This window comes from Qipengyuania sp. JC766, from assembly GCF_040717445.1.
GTDB lineage: Bacteria > Pseudomonadota > Alphaproteobacteria > Sphingomonadales > Sphingomonadaceae > JC766.
Genome location: NZ_JBFEFL010000001.1, coordinates 1595973 through 1613946 on the forward strand (window position 1 = coordinate 1595973; position 17974 = coordinate 1613946).

Below are 17974 nucleotides of genomic sequence, written 5' to 3' on the forward strand. Positions count from 1 at the left end.
CCTATTTGAATCGGCTTGCCTTCACGCGAACTCGTCAGCGCTTGGGCTGCGCCAGGCGACGGTGCATCTGTGCCACCAGTTCGTCCGGAAGAAGGTCAGCGAAAGCATCCTGAACCTTGTTCATGAAGCCGCTGACCTCCTGCGTTTCCCCGGATAGGATCGCATCGTATCCGTCGCGTGCGACCTTTGCAGGATCTGCCTTGTTGTCCATCTCGCCGGCGTTCGTGTTCTCCATGCCGGCGCGCTCGAAGAAGAGCGTATCCGTAACCCCCGGCATGAGGCAGGATATGACCACATTCGTATCCTTCATTTCGTTCGCGAGCCCGACGGCAAAGTCGTTCACGAAGGCCTTCGTCGAATTGTAGACGAGCTGGTAAGCACCGGGCATGTCACCTGCGATCGAACCGGTCAGCAGAATTCGCCCCTTGTCCCGCAGTGCCATCTTCGCACCGATCTTGTGCACCAGCGACACCGTCCCCTTGATGTTGGTATCAATGACGTGGGCAATATCGTCCCATTCCTGAAGGAAGAAGGCATCGCCTAATCCGTGGCCAGCATTCGCGATCAGCGCATCGACATCTCGTTCGCCGATCGCGTCGACGAGCTGCTCAACGCCATCTCTTGTCGCTAAATCGGTCTCGATCCGTTCGACGGATGCCGCTCCGGCTTCACGGGCGACACGTTCCGCATCTGCAAGGTCGCGATCGGCGACAAGCAACAGGTCGCAGCCGTCCTTGGCCGCCAGACGGGCAAGCTCCAACCCGATCCCGCTGGAGGCGCCGGTCACGACACAGAAGCCCGAGAGTTTCTCGACAGGGTTCTTGCTCATGTTGCCTTCTCCCCGGCGCTCATATCCGGCTTCAGGACGACCTTCGTCCAGCTGTCCTGTTCATCGTGGAAGCATTTGTAGCCGCGCGCCGCATCTTCGAGCGGCAGACGGTGCGAGATAAGGAATGTCGTATCCAGGGTACCGTCCTCGATCTTTTCGAGAAGGTCCTTGGTGTAACGCTGCACATGGGTCTGACCGCTGCGGACCTGCAGGCCCTTTTCCATCAGGGCGCCGAGCGGGAACTTGTCGGTCATCCCGCCATAGACGCCCGGGATCGACACACGCCCACCGGGTCGAACCGCCAGGATCGCCTGCTTGAGGACGGACGCACGGTCTGCACCCATCCCGATCTTCTGCTTCGCGATGTCGAGCATGTTGTCGACCGCAAAGCCGTGCGCCTCCATTCCGACCGCATCGATCACCGCATCCACGCCGATCCCGCCGGACATTTCCATCAGGGCTTCTCGGACGTCCGTCTTGCGGAAGTCGATCGTTTCGGCCCCGAGTTGCTTCGCGAGATTGAGCCGATTTGGGTAATGATCGATCGCGATCACCTTGCTCGCGCCCATTACGATGGCCGACTGGATCGCGAAGAGGCCGACCGGCCCACAACCCCACACGGCAACCGTATCATCGGGCTGAATTTCGGCGTTCTCCGCCCCCATCCAGCCGGTCGGGAGGATGTCGGACAGGAACAGGACCTTCTCGTCTTCGAGGTGATCCGGGATCACGATGGGGCCGACGTCCGAAAAGGGAACGCGGACATACTCCGCCTGACCGCCCGAATATCCTCCGGTGAGGTGCGAATAACCGAACAGCGCAGCCATCGGATGGCCATACAGCGATGCCGACATGTCCTGCTTCTCAGCCGGGTTCGAATTCTCGCAGGCGGAATATTGCTGGATCTTGCAGTGGAAGCATCCGCCGCAGCTGATCGTGAAAGGCACGACGACGCGTTGCCCCTTTTCGAGGGTGCTGTCCGAGCCGGTTTCCACCACCTCGCCCATGAATTCGTGTCCTAGGACGTCTCCGGGTTGCACGCCCGGAATGACCCCGTCGTACAAGTGGAGGTCGCTTCCGCAGATCGCGGTGGACGTGATCTTCAGGATCGCGTCGCGCGGATTGATGATTTCGGGATCGGGAACCGTGTCCACGCGAACGTCGTGCGTGCCGTGCCATGCGAGAGCTCTCATTGCTCGTTCTCCTGTTGCTTGGCTTTTCGGGTGTTGTCCTTCCGATGCGCGGAGGTGGCGATTTCGCCGGTTTCCATCAGCATCTTGAATCGCTTGAGATCGTGCCGCGCCTGGACCTCCGGCTCGCGCTGGAAAGCCTTTGCGATGACCCGGCCCAGGCTTCCCGCCGGCGGATCGTAGAACATGACCAGAGACACGCGGGTGCCCCTGTCGCCGGGCGCATCCGCGAAAGTAACTTCGCCATTCGTTTCGATGTCCGATCCCTCGACCGAACGCCAGGCGATGGTCTGGTTCTCGACATCGGAAACGACTTCCGTGCGCACCTCCACGGTCTGGCCGGCAGGCGCCTTGATCACCCAGATCCGGGCGTCACCATCCTTCCGGATTTCGTCGACATTTTCCATGAAGCGCGGGAGATTTTCGAAGTCGCGCCAGAATTCATACAACTCGGACCGACCTTTGCGGATCGTGACCGTTCTGCCCAGGATCGGGTTGTCGGTTCCCGGTTTCCTGCGTGTGAATAGCGGAGCATCGTCGCTCCCACCCTTGTGACGGCGGGACAACATCGCGCCGAAAGCCGCGCCGCCTGCAACGAGGGCGAGCCCCGCTACTGTTCCTGCGATTCCGATTTCCTGTCGTTTTTCCATTTTCTGGTTCCTTCCGTGTCAGTCCTGCTTCACGCTTTCGCGATCCCAGAACCGGAGCTTCCCGCATTTTTGGATGAAGTCGTCCGCTGCCTCGGTGCCGCGGGAAAGATCGACGAAGCCATCGTCCATCCAGTCCCAAACGCCGGCGGTCTCGAAGAGCGGTCGGACCTCGGGCACGTACGCCACGAACTTCGCATGGGCGAAGGCGTCATTGACGAAGTCGACGCTGGGCTTGTCGGTGTTGTAGCGACGTGCGGACTCCTCGTTCATCACGACCGCCACCGCGTCGTAGGTGACCGAAGGTCCGCCATCGATTTTTTCGTCGGCGGGCATCAGCGTACCGTCCGAAAGCTTCGCTCCTGAGACATGAGGCGCGACGATTTCGACCATCCCGCCGGCCCCGGTGGCGGCCTCCTTCAGGGCCTTGACGATGTCGGCATCGGCCCCCTCGGCAATGTAGACGCCGAGCTTGCGGCCCTTGAAGCTGTCCGGGCCGTTCTTGATGATCGAAAGCGCTGGGCTCTCCGGTAGGTCCGCGACCGGTTGGCGTGCGGCCACGACCTTGTCGGGCATCGACGTGAGCCCGAGCCCGTCCGCAACTTCCTTTGCCAGGTCTTCGTCGATGTGACGAAGATGGCCGACCATCCGCTCCCGTATGTCCGGCCGCTCGCACTTCGACAGTTCGAATGTCAGCGCATTGGCCATGTGCGTCTGCTCGACCGGGGTCTGGCTGATGTAGAACTGGCGCGCCTGGCTGTAGTGATCGGCAAACGTCTCGCTGCGGATGCGTAGCTTGGGTCCCGACACCTTTGCCGGATAACTCTCGAAGCCGCGGTTCGGGCAAGCGCGCGGACCGCGATCCTCGCCCGTATCTCCACCCCAGCTGTTGGGTTCGTAATTCGCCCGGCCCTTGGGGTTGGTCATCGCCATGTGCCCGTCCTGCTGAAAATGGCGGACGGGGCACTTCGGGGCGTTGATTGGCAAATGCGTGAAGTTGGGTCCGCCAAGGCGCTTCAGCTGCGTGTCAAGATAGCTGAAGTTGCGGCCCTGCAGCAGCGGATCGTCCGAATGGTCGATACCCGGCACGATGTTCTGCGTGCAGAAGGCCACCTGCTCGGTCTCGGCGAAGAAATTGTCGACATTGGCGTCCAGCGTCAGCGTGCCGATGATCTCGACCGGAACCTGTTCCTCGGGGATGATCTTCGTCGCGTCGAGCACGTCAAATTCGAACTGTTCGGCGAATTCCTCGTCGAACACCTGGATGCCGAGATCCCATTGCGGGAAGTCGCCTGCATCGATTGCGTCCCACATGTCACGCCGGTGAAAGTCGGGATCCATCCCGTTCACCTTCAGCGCCTCGTTCCAGATCACCGATTGCAGTCCGAGCTTCGGCTTCCAGTGGAACTTCACGAAATGGCTCTCGCCATCCTCATTGACGAGCCGGAAAGTGTGAACGCCGAAACCTTCCATGAATCGGAATGACCGCGGGATGGTCCGATCAGACATGATCCACATGATCATGTGCATCGATTCCGGACTCAGGGTGACGAAATCCCAGAAGTTGTCGTGCGCCGTCTGTGCCTGCGGGAAGCCACGGTCGGGTGCCGGTTTTGCAGCGTGGATCAGGTCCGGAAACTTGATCGCATCCTGGATAAAGAACACCGGGATGTTGTTGCCGACCAGATCCCAGTTTCCCTCCTGCGTGTAGAATTTGGTGGCAAAGCCTCGCACGTCACGCGCCAGGTCGGGCGATCCCTTGTTCCCGGCGACCGTGGAGAAGCGGGTGAACGTCGGCGTTTTCACGCCCTCTTCGTTGAAAATCCGCGCGCGCGAATATTGGGGTATCGCCTTTTTCAGTTCGAAGTGACCATGCACGCCGTAGCCGCGCGCATGGACGACGCGCTCCGGAATGCGCTCATGATCGAAATGAAAGATCTTCTCGCGGGCAATATGGTCCTCGAGAAGTTGCGGCCCACGCTCGCCTGCGGTGAGCCAGTTCTGGTCGTCCGCAACCGGATGCCCCTGAGCCGTCGTCATCACATCATCGTCGCCTTCCGGCTTCTGATGATTGGCGCCTCCCTCATCGAGGTTCAGCTGGTCGGGCATCTAATTCTCCTTGCTTTGAAGCCTCCCCTCCAATGAGGGGGCAGGAGATTCGTTGCACGATGACCGAAAAAATACGGCGATCGGTTGGAATATGTCATTTGTTATATTATACGCTCATAATAATAACATTCATCAGTAGTTATCAAATGAGGTCAAACGTAGTTTAGCTGAAACGTTTTTCTCTCTGGCGATTTGCGGAAAAGGACCAGCAGAACGCTGACGCAAACTGCAAGGAGAGAAACATGGCTGAACCCAAAAACCTGAGCGATTGCTATGCCGACGAACTGGCCGATCTTTGGTCGGCGAACGACCAGATGGAAAAGGTCGTCAACGATCTCGCGGAAAAGGCTGGCGACAAGACACTCGGCGAGCGTCTCAAACGTGCTGCGGAGGGGATCGCAGACCACACGAAGAGCTTGAAGGCACTGCTGGACGAATGCGGTGTCGAAGAGAAAGAGCACTGCAAGGGCATGGAGGGGCTCGTCAAAGAGGCCCGGAAACATGCACTCGACGCGGACATCGACGATGACGACGTTCGTGACGTCCTTATCGTCGCGCAGTACCAGCGCATGTGTCATTACGGCATTGCGGGTTTCGGTACCGCCAAGGCTTTCGCGGAGGCTCTGGGCAAGGACGAGCACGTAACCGAACTCGATACCATCACCGAAGAAATCTACGACGCGGACGAGAACATGTCCGATTTAGCCGAGCGCAGTGTGAACCTGGCGGCCAAATGACCGTTTCCGGCCGGGAGAGGGCGGTAGCCTTGCCACCCTCTCCCATTCCCGTCGTTCGGAGCGGGCATAGCGCCAGACGATCGGGCTCGCGGCACTGGTACCACCACGCCAAAGAAATCCTCGCAGGACCACCCTTTCAGGAAAAGGCCTTCCTGCGGGGGATCGCTGGCGATGCGCTGGATCGTCTTGACTACTGCGTCGCCATTCCGGCCCGGGACGAGGCTCGTCGCCTACCGTATGCGCTCTCGGCGCTCGCCAACACGATGCAATGTGCTTCGGCGAAGGGCGCGGTGATCGTCGTTGTGAACGACACGCAGGATGGCTCGGCCCGTCTCGCATTCGAATCGTTGGTCAGACACGATCTCGCGGGACTGGTCGTCGCGGTCGATTTCGAACGTCCGATCCGCAACGCTGCCCATGCGCGGCGACTGGCGTTGGATTTGGCAGCTCGCGCTGCACCATTGGGCTGTCTCCTGACCACCGATGCAGACACGACGGTTGGTCCGGACTGGGTCCCAAGGTGCCTGTCCGAACTTAATTCGGGTTTCGATCTGGTATGCGAAGATGTCATGCTCGACGAGGCCGAGCTTTCGGTCCTTCCTCCGCAAGTGCGCCAGGCCGGGGACGCCGAACGCGCCTATTTCGAAGCCTGCCGTCGTTTGTGGGACGTCTGGACCGGAGACACATCCGCGGCGTCCTTCCTGCGCCCCTCCGGCGCCAGCATGGCCATGCGAACCGATGCGTATCTTTCTGTCGGAAGGCTTCCGGTTCCGGATGTCGGCGAAGATCGTGCCTTGTGCGATGCCATGATGGCTGAACGCCGCTCTGTCCGTGGGCTTGCGAATTTCGGAACGCGTACCTCCGCCCGTTTGTCCGGCCGTGCGACAGGAGGCTGCGGGACTGCCCTCGCGCAAAGGGCCGCCATTGCGGACCCGCCGTGCGACGAAAGACTGAAGCCCATCTGGCACTTGCGCGAGCAGAGTTTGAGAAGCGGGCCGCTTTCGGGGGGCGAATCTGTTGCCGATAGCCTCCCACCCCTCAGACTGAGCGAAGTGCTTCGGGAATTGGCCATCGCCCAAAAATTGCTGTCGACCTACGGTATCCGCGATGCCGCCTGACCCGCGTGATGCGACATTGGAGCGCGTACTGTCCGAATGGGCAATCGGCAGCGACAAGCAGGACGGCTCGCTCGAGCATGAGATGGAGCGGCTTGCCGATGCCGGTTGGCTCCGGGCCTGTCTGCCGAAGTCCCACGGTGGCGAGGGATGGGGAACCGACCATTCCGGCACGCACAAGGCTTTCGATGCTCTGCGGACCCTCGGCCGGGCGAACCTGTCGGTCGCGCGGCTTTTCGAAGGCCATATGAATGCCGTGAAGCTCGTGTTCCTCTACGCATCGGACCGTCGCAAGGACGACGTTGCGGACGCTGTATCGGCCGGTCTGCTGCTCGGTGTGTGGGGCGCCGACGACCCCGATCAGCCGCTTCGATTTGCGCAGGAATGCAACCATGTGGCACTGTCAGGGGCCAAGCGGTTCGCGTCCGGTCTCGGCCTTGTCGGACAGGCGGTTGTGACTGTCGAGACCGATGCGGGCCAGCAGATGCTGTTGGTTCCGACCGACAACGAAGAGCGGGCGGACCCCACAACCTGGGTCATGGCCGGAATGCGTGCCACGCGATCGGGACGGTATGCTTTCGATAGTCTCCAAGTCCGGGAAGCCGATCTGCTCGGAACACCCGGGGATCTTTTGACGGAGCCCTATTTCGAGGGCGGAATATGGCGCTATTGCGCCGCCCATCTCGGGGCGGCGGAAGCATTGTACGCGCTCCTTCTGGACGGACTTGCTGCCCGCGATCGCGCGGAAGATCGCGACCAGCAGCGCAGAATTGTGGACGCGGCCACAGCGATCGAGACTGCGCGTCTCTGGCTTCTGCGCGCGGCGGACGAGGTCGAGCGCGATGGCGCCCAACCCGTCAAGGCTGCGCTTTCTTTGCTGGCTCGTCAGGTCACCGAGGACGCCTGTCGCGAAGTGCTGTACACCGCCGAGCGAGCCTTGGGCATGGCCGTGCATGTGGAGGGCAGCGCTCAGGAACGCATCGCGCGGGACCTGCGGCTCTTCCTCTGTCAGGCGGCGCCGGACGCGAAACGGGTGCGGGCGGCGCGGGCTCTGGTGGAGCGGCGGGTCAGGCCGGAGGAGTTGTGAGCATACCGGTGGTCGCGGACGGGACGATGCTGCGGGCGACGGGTGGCGCCTCGCGGGTTTCGCTCGATTTTGTCGCGCCTTCTCAGGATCTTCTGCTCGTCATGCCGCATCCGGACGACGAGGCTTTGGGGTGCGGGATGGCTCTAGCGGCGGCGGTGGAGAGCGGGCGGCGGGTGGCGGTCCTATTGCTGACGGACGGGGAGAATTCGCACCCGAAATCGGCTGCCTTCGACACCGAAACTCGCAGGAACCTCCGCCTTTGCGAGCTTCGCACGGCACTGGAGATACTCGCGCCGGGCAACGAAATCCCGCTGGTGCGTGCCGGCTTCCCCGATGGTCGAAGCGTCACCGAAAGTGCGGAAAAAGCGCTCGATGGGTGGCTTTCGAAGCGGTGCGTCGCGCGGGCCCGCACGATCTGGTCCACCTGGGGCCACGATCCCCATTGCGATCACCAGGTCGCCGCCCACGCGGCTCGGTGCCTTGCGCAAAGGCTCGGGGCGGACCTGTGGAGCGTGCCGGTCTGGGGCCGGTTCGGGGACCTGCCGGTTCCGGACGAGTTGTACCTTTTCGCGGACGATCGCTTCGCCGCTCGCAAGCGCGACGCCATCGCAGCCCATGCCTCCCAGATGACCGATCTCATCGCCGACGATCCGGACGGCTTCGTCATGCCGCCCGCGCTGGCGGAGCACTTCGCGTCCCATCCGGAAATCTTCATACGGGAGCGCCCGGATGCCTGACCGGCGCCGCACCTTCGACGATTTGTTCCTGAACGATGCCGACCCCTGGGGCTTCGAGAGCAAGCCGTACGAAAAGGCGAAGCGCGCCGCGACGGTGGAAGCAATCGCGGTCCCCCCACCTGCGCACATCCTGGAAATCGGCTGCGCGAACGGCGTGCTGACCGCGGACCTGATCGCGCGCGGGTACCGGGTCACGGCGATCGACATTTCGGCCCATGCCCTGACCCTGGCCCGGGCGCGCCTGCCGAACCGGGTCGAGGCGCGCTTGATCCAGGGCGAGGTTCCCTACGACTGGCCGCGCGGCATATACGATCTCGTCCTGATTTCCGAAGTGCTCTACTTCCTGACCGCGGACGAAATCGCGGAGGTCTCGCGCGCCAGCTGGGGCAGCCTCCTGCCGGGCAGCGAGTGCCTGCTGGTCAACTGGACCGGCCCGAACGATCTGCCGGTCGACGGAAACCGCGCGGCGGACCTCTTCGAGCGGGCGATGCCTTGGGCCGCTTCGATGCGACAGACCGAAGACCTCTATCGGATCGACCGCCTGTACAAATCCCCGACCGGACCCGACCGCTAGGAACGAGGAGACCGCCATCCGACAGATCATGATAAGCATTCCGCAGGACCATGCCGACAGGGCAAGGACGCTCGTACGCGAGTGCGGCGCCTCCCTCTTCGCCGACCTCGCCTCCCGCGTCGACGAGCGCGACTGCCGCCTCCTGGTCCTGGAAGTCCCGAACGGACGGGTGGAAGACATCTTCGCGCGGCTGGAAGAGGTCGAGCCGCTGCGCGCCAGCTTCATTCCGCAAGGCATCATGTCACTGCGCCCGCCGGCGGACGAGGCGGAACAGGCGATGACCGACATCCAGCCGCGCAGCCCGCTGGAAATCTTCCTCGGCGGGTTGCAGAGCATCGGGTCGTGGACCGGCTTCCTCGGCTATTCGGCCGTCGCGGGGGTGATCGTCTGGGTCGGCCTCTTCACCGAAAGCGTATTCCTGCTGGTGGCGGCGATGCTGATCGCACCGTTTGCGGGTCCCGCCATGACCGCGGCGCTCGCCACGGCGCGCGGCGACCGCCGCCTGCTGGGCCGTTCCCTCGTCCGCTACGTCGGCGCGCTCGGTACCAGCATCGTGATCGCCTTTGCGCTCAGCATGGTCTTCGACCAGCAGATCGCGACCGGCCTGATGGTGCAGACCAGCCAGCGATCGACGGTGTCCTTCCTCCTCCCGCTCGCGGCTGGGGTCGCAGGCGCACTCAACCTCGCCCAGTCGGAACGCAGCAGCCTCGTCAGCGGAGCGGCAACCGGCATGCTGATCGCGGCCGCGCTGGCACCGCCGGCGGGCCTCGTGGGCATGGGCCTCGCCATCGGGCAGACCGATCTCGTCATTTCCAGCCTGTGGGCGCTCGCGATCCAGATCGTGGGGATCAACCTGGCGGGCTTCGCCGTCTTCCGCCTGCACGGCATGAAGACCGAAGGCGCCCGCTATCCGCGCGGCCGCCCCGGCCTGTCCCTCCTTTCCCTCGCGGTCAGTATCGGCGCGCTGGCCGCGCTGCTGGCGCTGCAATTCGCGGAAGTTCCGCAATACCAGCAATCCTCCATCGCCCAGCGGATTTCCGCCGCGGTGAAGGACGACCTCTCGGGGCGTGGCGGGGTCACACTGGTATCGGTGGATTCGCAATTCAGCCGCGCCCGCCCGCAGGGACAGAACCCTGTCTGGGTCACGCTGCACCTGCACGGGGACCTGTCGGAAGGCGCCCGGGAAGACCTCGCGCGCGAACTGTCCCGGAAGGTCGAACGCGAGTTCGGCGTCGAGGCCCTCATCGAGATCACCGCCCTGCCCTGATCCGCCGCCCATGGTCCGTGACCGGGCGGCACACACGGGGACTGCCGAAGGAGGAGAGGATGAACCTGCTGCTAGCCATCATGGCCGGGACGCTGCTGGTCCTGACCATCGTCAGCGGGTGGATAAAGGAACGGATGTGGGGTTCCGAAACGCTGGCCTGCCTGCTGGTGGGACTGGCGATCGGGCCGCTCGGCTTCGGCGTCCTCTCGCTCGATCCCGCGAGGTCGGTGCACGATCGGGAGATATGGACGCACGCCACGCGCTTCACGCTGGCGCTTTCGGTGATGAGCGCGGCGCTCTCCATTCCCGGCGGCTTCCTCACGCTCAATCGCTGGCCGCTGTTCGTGCTGCTGGGGCCCGGCATGCTGGGCATGTGGGTGCTCGCCAGCGGATCGGCCTGGCTCGCGCTCGGGCTTTCCCTGCCGCTCGCGCTGCTGGTGGGCGCGGTCGTAACGCCCACCGATCCGGTGCTGGCGCGCAGCATCGTGGCGGGGCGCCTTGCGAAAAAGCGGGTGCCGGAACGGTTGCGCGTCCTCATCACGGCGGAAAGCGGCATCAATGACGGGCTGGCCCTGCCGCTGGTCATGGTCGGGATCGTGCTGCTCGATGGCACCTCCCGTCCGGTGGAGACATCCCTGCTCTACCTCGTCTGGGAAGTCCTCGGCGCGCTCGTGCTCGGCTGGCTGCTGGGCAAGGGAACCGGCGCACTGTTCCGGTTCGCGCACGAGCGCGATTTCGCGGAACGCGAGTCCCTGACGGCCACGACGCTCGCGCTCGCCCTGCTTGCGCTCTCCTGCGTCGCGCTGCTCGGTGCCGACGGCATCCTGGCGGTCTTCGTTGCGGGCGTGGTCCTGCGCCGCGCCATGAAGCAGGAGCACCAGCAGGCGCACGAGCATTTCCAGGATGCGGTCGACCGGTCTCTAACCCTGCCGATCTTCGTGGTACTGGGCGCCAGCGTGCCGATCTCGGGCTGGCTCGAAGGCGGCTGGCCGCTCGTTATTGCGGCCCTGTGCATCGCCCTTTTCCGGCGTGTCCCCATCTGGCTGGCCCTGCAATTGCTGGCCAGGCCCTATGCCGGCAAGTCCCATGCGCTGTTCGCAGGCTGGTTCGGCCCCGTCGGCGTCGCGGCCCTGTTCTATGCCTGCGTGGCGCTGGAGCACCATGCCACGCCGATCGTCTGGCATCTCGTCAGCCTGACCGTGTGCATTTCAGTGGTGCTGGCCGGCCTGACCGGCACGCCGCTGACCCGTCAGTTCCCGGAGACCGGCGACGACGCGGACGGTAGCGACGGGGACGACCGGTAGGCCCGCCCTGCCGTGCCGCCAGTCAACCGAGCCTGGCGAAATTGGCGACGCCGGGTGCGCTCTTCCGGGTCGGGCGCGGCGCGGACGAGGTGATTTCCGCCAGCCGTTCCATCGCGCCGGTCACCGTGGCCATCCGGCTTTCGTCGATCCTGTAATAGACGAGCTTGGCATCCTTGCGGGTCTGCACGAGGCCCGCATTGCGCAGGACCGCCAGTTGCTGCGACAGCGTGGGCTGGCCGATCTCGGCGGCATCGTCGATCTCTCCGACGTTGAGTTCCGTCCCCGCCAGGGCCTGCATGATGCGAAGGCGCACCGGGTGCGCGAGGGCCTTCAGCGCGTCGACGATTTCCGCGTCGGTCATTTGCGCGTGCCCCGCCCGGTTTCCTTCATGAACCAGTCGGTCTGGCCCTTCGCGGCGAAGACCGTATCGAGCGACGCGTCTGGCTGCGCGAGGAGCGCGTCGCCCGGCGTCCAGTTCGCGGGCGCCAGCACCGGCCCGTCATCGACCGCCTGCAGCGCGTCGAGCGTGCGGAGCATCTCTGGCGTCGAGCGGCCGACATTGGCGGGGTAGCAGGTCATGGCGCGGACGATGCCCTGCGGATCGATGAAGAAGGTGGTCCGGACCGTCGCGCTGTCGTTGTCGTTCGGCGCGACCATGCCGTAGGCGCGCCCGATCACCAGCGTGGGATCCTCCACGATCGGGAACCGGACCTCGATGTCGAAGCGATCGCGGATCAGGCGCAGCCAGGCGAAATGCGAGAACAGGCTGTCGACCGACAGCGCCATGAGCGCGCAGTCGCGCTGCGCGAACTCATCCGCGGCTTCTGCGAGGGCGACGAACTCGGTCGTGCAGACCGGGGTGAAGTCGGCCGGATGGGAGAACAGGATCAGCCAGCGGCCACGAAAATCGGACAGCCGGACATCGCCCGCCGTGCTGCGCGCCGAGAAGTCGGGCGCCGCATCGCCGATGCGCAGTCCTGCGTAGGGTGCTTCGCGTGCGGGGCTGGGTTCCAGCGTCATCGGTACGCCATACCACTTGACAGCGAGATAGCAACACATATAAACGGTTTATGTAATTGAGTGGAGATGCTGAATGGCCGACCCGAACTTAAGTTTCGCCGCCGCGCAGATCGAGCGCGCGCAGGCCGACAAATGCCTGCGGCCTTCGATCGCCGGGTTTTTCGACGAAGCGACGAATACCGTTTCCTATGTCCTGCACGATCCGCGCAGCAACGAGGCGGCCATCATCGACTCGGTCCTCGATTTCGAAGCCGCTTCCGGCCGTACTTCGAACGGGTCCGCAGACCGCATTATCGAATATGTCACTTCGAATAATCTGAAAGTGACTTGGCTGATCGAGACGCATGCCCATGCGGATCACATCTCGGCCGCCCCCTACCTTCAGGAACGGCTCGGCGGGAAGCTGGCCATCGGGCGCGACATCATCCGCGTGCAGGAAGTGTTCGGAAAGCTGTTCAACGCCGGAACCGATTTCGAACGAGACGGATCGCAGTTCGACAAGCTGTTCGACGACGGCGAGACGTTCAGGCTCGGCGAGCTGGAGGGCATCGCGCTCCACGTGCCCGGCCACACGCCGGCGGACATGGCGTTCATCGTCGGCGATGCCGCCTTCGTAGGCGACACGATTTTCATGCCGGACTTCGGGACCGCGCGCGCCGATTTCCCGGGCGGCGATGCTCACCAGCTCTACCGCTCGATCCGTCGCCTGCTCTCGCTCCCGGACGACACGCGCCTGTTCCTGTGCCACGACTACAAGGCACCGGGCCGCGACGAATACGCCTGGGAAACCACCGTCCGCCAACAGCGCGAAGAAAACGTCCACGTGAAGGACGGCGTGAGCGAGGAGGATTTCGTCGAGATGCGGACCTCGCGCGATCGCACCCTCGCCATGCCGAAGCTGATCATGCCGTCGGTGCAGGTGAACATTCGCGGCGGGCGCCTGCCCGATCCCGAGGACAACGGGGTGAGCTACATCAAGATACCGGTGAACGCCGTATGACCCTGCCCGGATTCCCCGACGCCGCACCGCTTGCAGGGCTTGCGGGCGGCGTGCTCATCGGCCTCGCGGCTGCCATGATGCTGCTCGCGCTGGGCCGCATTGCGGGTGTCTCGGGCCTGGCGGCCAAGGCGGTCGGTTTGGGCGGAAGCGGCCTCGCCATGGGCGGCGCGTGGATGTTCGTCCTCGGCCTGCCGCTGGGGGCCTTGGCCGTGATGCTGGCATCGGGCGGGATCGAGGCGACATTCGCCAGCCCGGCCGTGCTGGTCGTCGCAGGGCTTGTTGTGGGCGTCGGCACGCGGCTCGGCAGCGGCTGCACCAGCGGGCACGGCGTGTGCGGGGTCAGCCGCCTGTCGGCACGCTCGATCGTCGCCACCCTCACCTTCATGGCCACCGGCCTCGCCACGGTCGCGATCATGAACGCGCTCGGGCTGGAGGTATTATGATGCGGACCGCACTTTATTCCCTCCTGTCCGGAACGCTGTTCGGGGCCGGTCTCGCCCTTGGCGGGATGACCGATCCGGCGCGGGTGCGCGACTTTCTCGACATCTTCGGAGACTGGGACCCCACGCTCGCCTTCGTGATGGGCGGCGCGGTCATCGTCATGGCGATCGCCTGGCGCATCGTGCCGCGCATGGCGAGCCCCCTCGCCGGCGCGCAGTTCCACCTTCCGGGCAAGGCCGACCTCACGCCCCGCCTCATCGCCGGCGCGTCCCTGTTCGGCATCGGCTGGGGCATTGCCGGCCTCTGCCCCGGCCCCGGCATCGCCGCGCTCGTCATCGAGCCTTCGGCCGCCGCGATCTTCGTGGTCGCGATGCTCGCCGGCATGGCCGGGGTTCGTCTGGTGGAAGGAGCAAGCACGTGAAGATCGCACAGGTTAGCGAGACTTTCGCAGTCGCGCCCCAAATCCTGCCGGGGGACATGCCACCCCTTGCGGAGGCCGGCTATCGTACGGTCATCTGCAACCGGCCCGATGGCGAAGAGCCCGGCCAGCCAAGTGTCGATGCGCTGCGGGCCGCCGCCGAGGCTGCCGGTATCGCATTCCACCACATCCCGGTGTCGGGCGGCGATTTCCCGCAAGTCGCGATCGGGGCATTCGCCAGGGTCCGCGAGGAATCGCAGGGCAAGGTGCTCGCATTCTGCAGGTCCGGCACACGGTCCATCACGCTCGATGCGCTTGCCAATGTCACGAATGAAAGCGCCGAGACGCGCCTCGAACGGGCCCGGCACGCGGGGTACGACCTGTCGGCCATGCGCGACCGGCTCGGCGAATAACGAAAAGGTACGGGAGAGTACGACATGGCAAACAGGATTCACCACAAGATCGTCATCATAGGCGGCGGTTCGGCGGGGATCGCCACCGCGTCCTCGATGCTGAAACGACGTCCCTCGCTCGACATCGCGATCGTCGAGCCGGCCGAGGACCACTACTACCAGCCCGGCTGGACGATGGTTGGCGGCGGGATTTTCGAAGCGCCCGCGACGCGGCGCCCGATGGCGAGCGTCATGCCGAAGGCCGCGACCTGGATCCGCGAGGCGGCCGCCTCCTTCCAGCCAGAGGACAGCCAGGTCACCCTGTCGGACGGCACGGTGCTCGGATACGATGTCCTGGTCGTCGCGCCCGGTATCCGTCTCGCTTGGGACAGGGTCGACGGCCTCGAGCAGGCGCTCGGCACGAACGGGGTTACGTCCAACTATCGCTACGACCTGGCACCCTACACCTGGGAACTGGTGCGCAACCTGAAGTCCGGGCGCGCGATCTTCAGCCAGCCGCCGATGCCGATCAAGTGCGCCGGCGCCCCGCAAAAGGCGATGTATCTTGCGTGCGACGCGTGGATCGAACGCGGAATCCTGGCGGATATCGACGTCGAGTTCCGCAATGCAAGCGGGGTGCTGTTCGGCGTCAAGGAATACGTCCCGGCGCTGAGGGACTATATCGAGAACTACGGCATCGACCTCAAACTGAACCAGACGCTGGTCGCGGTGGACGGGCCGGCACGGCAGGCCGTCTTCCGGACCGAGGCTGGCGAGGAGACGGTCGAATTCGACATGCTTCACGCCGTGCCGCCGCAAGTCGCGCCGCAATTCGTCGCCGACAGTCCGCTCGCGAACACGGAAAGCGGCTTCGTCGATGTCGACAAGTTCACGCTGCGCCATGTGCGCTACCCCAACGTGTTCGGCGTGGGCGATGCCGGGTCCACGCCCAATGCCAAGACCGCGGCCGCTGCGCGCAAGCAGGCCCCGATCGTCGCGGTAAACGCGCTGGCCGCGCTCGACGCCAAGCAGCCGGTGGCCGAATATGACGGATACGGATCGTGCCCGCTGACCGTGGAGCGCGGGAAGATCGTGCTGGCCGAGTTCGGATACGACGGGAAGCTGCTGCCTAGTTTTCCCAAGTGGGTTATCGACGGGACGAAACCGCGCAAACTCAGCTGGCTGCTGAAATCCGAAGCGTTGCCGTGGATCTACTGGAACGGCATGCTCAAGGGGCACGAATGGATGGTCAAACCGCACATGGGGAAAGCGGCCTGATCGTGAACGATAGTCCTGCGGAAGCGGCTCCCGACACTTCCCGCCTGCCGCGCAGCCGCAAGCCCGGATTGCTGGCCCAATACCTGCCGATCCTGGAATGGGGCCGGACCTACAACGGCTCCGTCCTGACGAACGACATGGTCGCGGCGGTCATCGTCACGATCATGCTGATCCCGCAGAGCCTCGCTTACGCCCTGCTCGCAGGGCTGCCGCCGGTCGTGGGGCTCTACGCATCGATCCTGCCGCTGGTCGCCTATGCGGTCTTCGGCACCAGCCGCACGCTGGCGGTAGGACCGGTTGCGGTCGTGTCGCTGATGACGGCCAGCGCCGCCGGGGCGGTCGCGGCACAAGGCACCGCGCTCTATCTCGAAGCCGCGATCACGCTGGCCGCCCTGTCGGGCGTGATGCTCGCCGTGATGGGCTTTCTGCGCCTGGGGTTCCTTGCCAATCTCCTGTCGCATCCGGTCATCAGCGGCTTTATCACCGCCAGCGGAATCCTGATCGCGACGAGCCAGCTCAAGCATATCCTCGGCGTTACCGCAGGCGGCGACAACTGGCCGGAAATGCTGGGCGGGCTGGCAAGCGCGATCGACACGATCAATCCGTGGACGCTGGCGATCGGCATTCCCGCAACGCTGTTCCTGTTCTGGGTCCGCAAGGGGCTGAAACCCGCACTGGTAAAGTTGGGCCTGACACCGCGCGCCGCCGACATCGCGGCCAAGGCGGGGCCGGTGGTGGCAGTGGTGGTCACAATTCTCGCGGCGATCGGGCTGGACCTCGATGCGCGCGGGGTGGATCTCGTCGGCGCGATCCCGCAGGGCCTGCCGCCCTTCGCCCTGCCCTCCACCGACCTCGGCCTGATCGGCCAACTCTGGGTGCCGGCGCTGCTGATCTCCATCATCGGCTTCGTCGAGAGCGTTTCGGTGGCGCAGACGCTGGCCGCCAAGCGCCGCCAGCGGATCGCCCCGAACCAGGAACTGATAGGTCTCGGCGCATCGAACATCGCCAGCGCCTTTTCCGGCGGTTATCCGGTCACCGGGGGCTTCGCCCGCTCGGTCGTCAATTTCGATGCAGGGGCGGAAACGCCCGCGGCCGGCGCCTACACCGCCATCGGCATCGCACTGGCGGGCCTGTTCCTGACGCCGCTCCTCTACAGCCTGCCCATCGCGACACTGGCCGCGACCATCATCGTCGCCGTGCTCAGCCTCGTCGATCTCAAGACGCCGGGCCAGCTGTGGAATTATTCCAAGGCCGATTTCGCCGCGCACATGGCGACGATCCTCATCACGCTGCTCTCCGGGGTGGAGATGGGCGTGATCGCGGGCGTCGGCGTCGGCCTGCTGCTTTACCTCTGGCGCGCGAGCCGTCCCCATGCCGCCATCGTCGGCCGCGTTCCCGAAACGGAGCATTTCCGCAATGTCGACCGGCACAGGGTCTTTACCGTGCCGCATGTCCTCTCGATCCGGATCGACGAGAGCCTGACCTACCTCAATGCTCGGTGGCTGGAGGAATACGTCCTGGAAGAGGTCGCCGACCGGCCGGACGTGCGCCACGTCATCCTGATGTGCAGCGCCGTGAACGAAATCGACGCCTCGGGCCTCGAAAGCCTGGAAGCGATCAACCACCGGCTGGCGCATTCGGGGATCGGCCTCCATCTTTCCGAAGTGAAGGGCCCGGTGATGGACCGGCTGGGGCGGACGCATTTCCCGGACGAGCTGAATGGCCGCGTGTTCCTGTCCCAGAACCGGGCTTTCCGGGAACTGGCGCGCAATGGCGGACCGCCCGAAGCGCGGACGCCCGACATCGAACGCGGCCTCATCTGACCTGCG

19 protein-coding genes are annotated in these 17974 nt (G+C 64.5%); 13 read left to right on the top strand and 6 right to left on the bottom strand.

Annotated elements, in window-relative coordinates; all coding sequences use genetic code 11:
* Positions 1-34: 34 nt before the first annotated feature.
* The 4 genes from AB1K63_RS07790 to AB1K63_RS07805 are packed head-to-tail and all read right to left on the bottom strand — an operon-like array spanning position 35 to position 4775.
* Positions 35-829 (bottom strand): SDR family NAD(P)-dependent oxidoreductase, encoded by a 795-nt coding sequence (locus tag AB1K63_RS07790; RefSeq protein WP_366959484.1) that lies wholly within the window; start codon positions 827-829, stop codon positions 35-37.
* A complete protein-coding gene (locus tag AB1K63_RS07795; protein WP_366959485.1) occupies positions 826-2022 on the bottom strand; it encodes a zinc-dependent alcohol dehydrogenase in 1197 nt (398 codons plus the stop codon). Before AB1K63_RS07795 ends, AB1K63_RS07790 begins: the two co-directional genes overlap by 4 nt.
* Complete coding sequence (locus AB1K63_RS07800) at positions 2019-2669, bottom strand: SRPBCC family protein (protein WP_366959486.1); 651 nt, start codon at positions 2667-2669, stop codon at positions 2019-2021. The genes AB1K63_RS07795 and AB1K63_RS07800 overlap by 4 nt, the downstream gene beginning before the upstream one ends.
* Positions 2670-2687: 18 nt before the next feature.
* Positions 2688-4775 carry a catalase gene (locus tag AB1K63_RS07805; RefSeq protein WP_366959487.1) on the bottom strand — a complete coding sequence of 696 codons (2088 nt, stop codon included), beginning with the start codon at positions 4773-4775 and terminating at the stop codon, positions 2688-2690.
* A gap of 242 nt (positions 4776-5017) precedes the next feature.
* Here AB1K63_RS07805 and AB1K63_RS07810 point away from each other — a divergent pair, with 242 nt between their 5' ends.
* The 7 genes from AB1K63_RS07810 to AB1K63_RS07840 all read left to right on the top strand — a co-directional run bounded on the left by AB1K63_RS07810 (position 5018) and on the right by AB1K63_RS07840 (position 11596).
* Positions 5018-5512: a DUF892 family protein gene (locus AB1K63_RS07810; protein WP_366959488.1), complete on the top strand. Its 495-nt coding sequence runs from the start codon at positions 5018-5020 to the stop codon at positions 5510-5512.
* Positions 5509-6630, top strand: coding sequence for a hypothetical protein (locus AB1K63_RS07815; RefSeq protein WP_366959489.1), 1122 nt, complete (start codon positions 5509-5511; stop codon positions 6628-6630). The genes AB1K63_RS07810 and AB1K63_RS07815 overlap by 4 nt, the downstream gene beginning before the upstream one ends.
* Before the next feature lie 82 nt (positions 6631-6712).
* A complete protein-coding gene (locus AB1K63_RS07820; RefSeq protein ID WP_366959490.1) occupies positions 6713-7714 on the top strand; it encodes an acyl-CoA dehydrogenase family protein in 1002 nt (333 codons plus the stop codon).
* A complete protein-coding gene (locus tag AB1K63_RS07825; protein WP_366959492.1) occupies positions 7711-8451 on the top strand; it encodes a PIG-L deacetylase family protein in 741 nt (246 codons plus the stop codon). Before AB1K63_RS07820 ends, AB1K63_RS07825 begins: the two co-directional genes overlap by 4 nt.
* Entirely contained in the window at positions 8444-9025 is a 582-nt protein-coding gene (locus AB1K63_RS07830) for a class I SAM-dependent methyltransferase (protein WP_366959493.1), read from the top strand. The genes AB1K63_RS07825 and AB1K63_RS07830 overlap by 8 nt, the downstream gene beginning before the upstream one ends.
* Before the next feature lie 28 nt (positions 9026-9053).
* Entirely contained in the window at positions 9054-10292 is a 1239-nt protein-coding gene (locus tag AB1K63_RS07835; RefSeq protein WP_366959495.1) for a DUF389 domain-containing protein, read from the top strand.
* 59 nt (positions 10293-10351) lie between these two features.
* Positions 10352-11596 carry a sodium:proton antiporter gene (locus AB1K63_RS07840; protein ID WP_366959497.1) on the top strand — a complete coding sequence of 415 codons (1245 nt, stop codon included), beginning with the start codon at positions 10352-10354 and terminating at the stop codon, positions 11594-11596.
* 22 nt (positions 11597-11618) lie between these two features.
* Here AB1K63_RS07840 and AB1K63_RS07845 read toward each other — a convergent pair whose 3' ends face one another.
* Both AB1K63_RS07845 and AB1K63_RS07850 read right to left on the bottom strand, forming a co-directional pair.
* The gene (locus AB1K63_RS07845; protein WP_366959499.1) at positions 11619-11957 is read right to left on the bottom strand and encodes a metalloregulator ArsR/SmtB family transcription factor; all 339 of its coding nucleotides are present in this window, start codon (positions 11955-11957) and stop codon (positions 11619-11621) included.
* Positions 11954-12616 (bottom strand): peroxiredoxin, encoded by a 663-nt coding sequence (locus AB1K63_RS07850; RefSeq protein WP_366959500.1) that lies wholly within the window; start codon positions 12614-12616, stop codon positions 11954-11956. Before AB1K63_RS07850 ends, AB1K63_RS07845 begins: the two co-directional genes overlap by 4 nt.
* A gap of 73 nt (positions 12617-12689) precedes the next feature.
* Between AB1K63_RS07850 and AB1K63_RS07855 the strand changes: the two genes are divergently transcribed.
* Genes AB1K63_RS07855 through sulP form a run of 6 tightly spaced genes read left to right on the top strand, consistent with a single transcriptional unit; the run spans position 12690 to position 17968 of the window.
* Positions 12690-13616 (top strand): MBL fold metallo-hydrolase, encoded by a 927-nt coding sequence (locus AB1K63_RS07855; RefSeq protein ID WP_366959502.1) that lies wholly within the window; start codon positions 12690-12692, stop codon positions 13614-13616.
* A complete protein-coding gene (locus tag AB1K63_RS07860; RefSeq protein ID WP_366959503.1) occupies positions 13613-14059 on the top strand; it encodes a YeeE/YedE family protein in 447 nt (148 codons plus the stop codon). Before AB1K63_RS07855 ends, AB1K63_RS07860 begins: the two co-directional genes overlap by 4 nt.
* A complete protein-coding gene (locus tag AB1K63_RS07865; protein WP_366959504.1) occupies positions 14056-14478 on the top strand; it encodes a DUF6691 family protein in 423 nt (140 codons plus the stop codon). Before AB1K63_RS07860 ends, AB1K63_RS07865 begins: the two co-directional genes overlap by 4 nt.
* The gene (locus tag AB1K63_RS07870) at positions 14475-14888 is read left to right on the top strand and encodes a TIGR01244 family sulfur transferase (RefSeq protein ID WP_366959506.1); all 414 of its coding nucleotides are present in this window, start codon (positions 14475-14477) and stop codon (positions 14886-14888) included. The genes AB1K63_RS07865 and AB1K63_RS07870 overlap by 4 nt, the downstream gene beginning before the upstream one ends.
* Before the next feature lie 24 nt (positions 14889-14912).
* Positions 14913-16145, top strand: coding sequence for an FAD/NAD(P)-binding oxidoreductase (locus AB1K63_RS07875; RefSeq protein WP_366959507.1), 1233 nt, complete (start codon positions 14913-14915; stop codon positions 16143-16145).
* Positions 16109-17968, top strand: coding sequence for a sulfate permease (gene sulP / locus AB1K63_RS07880; protein WP_366959508.1), 1860 nt, complete (start codon positions 16109-16111; stop codon positions 17966-17968). Before AB1K63_RS07875 ends, sulP begins: the two co-directional genes overlap by 37 nt.
* Positions 17969-17974 lie beyond the last annotated feature (6 nt).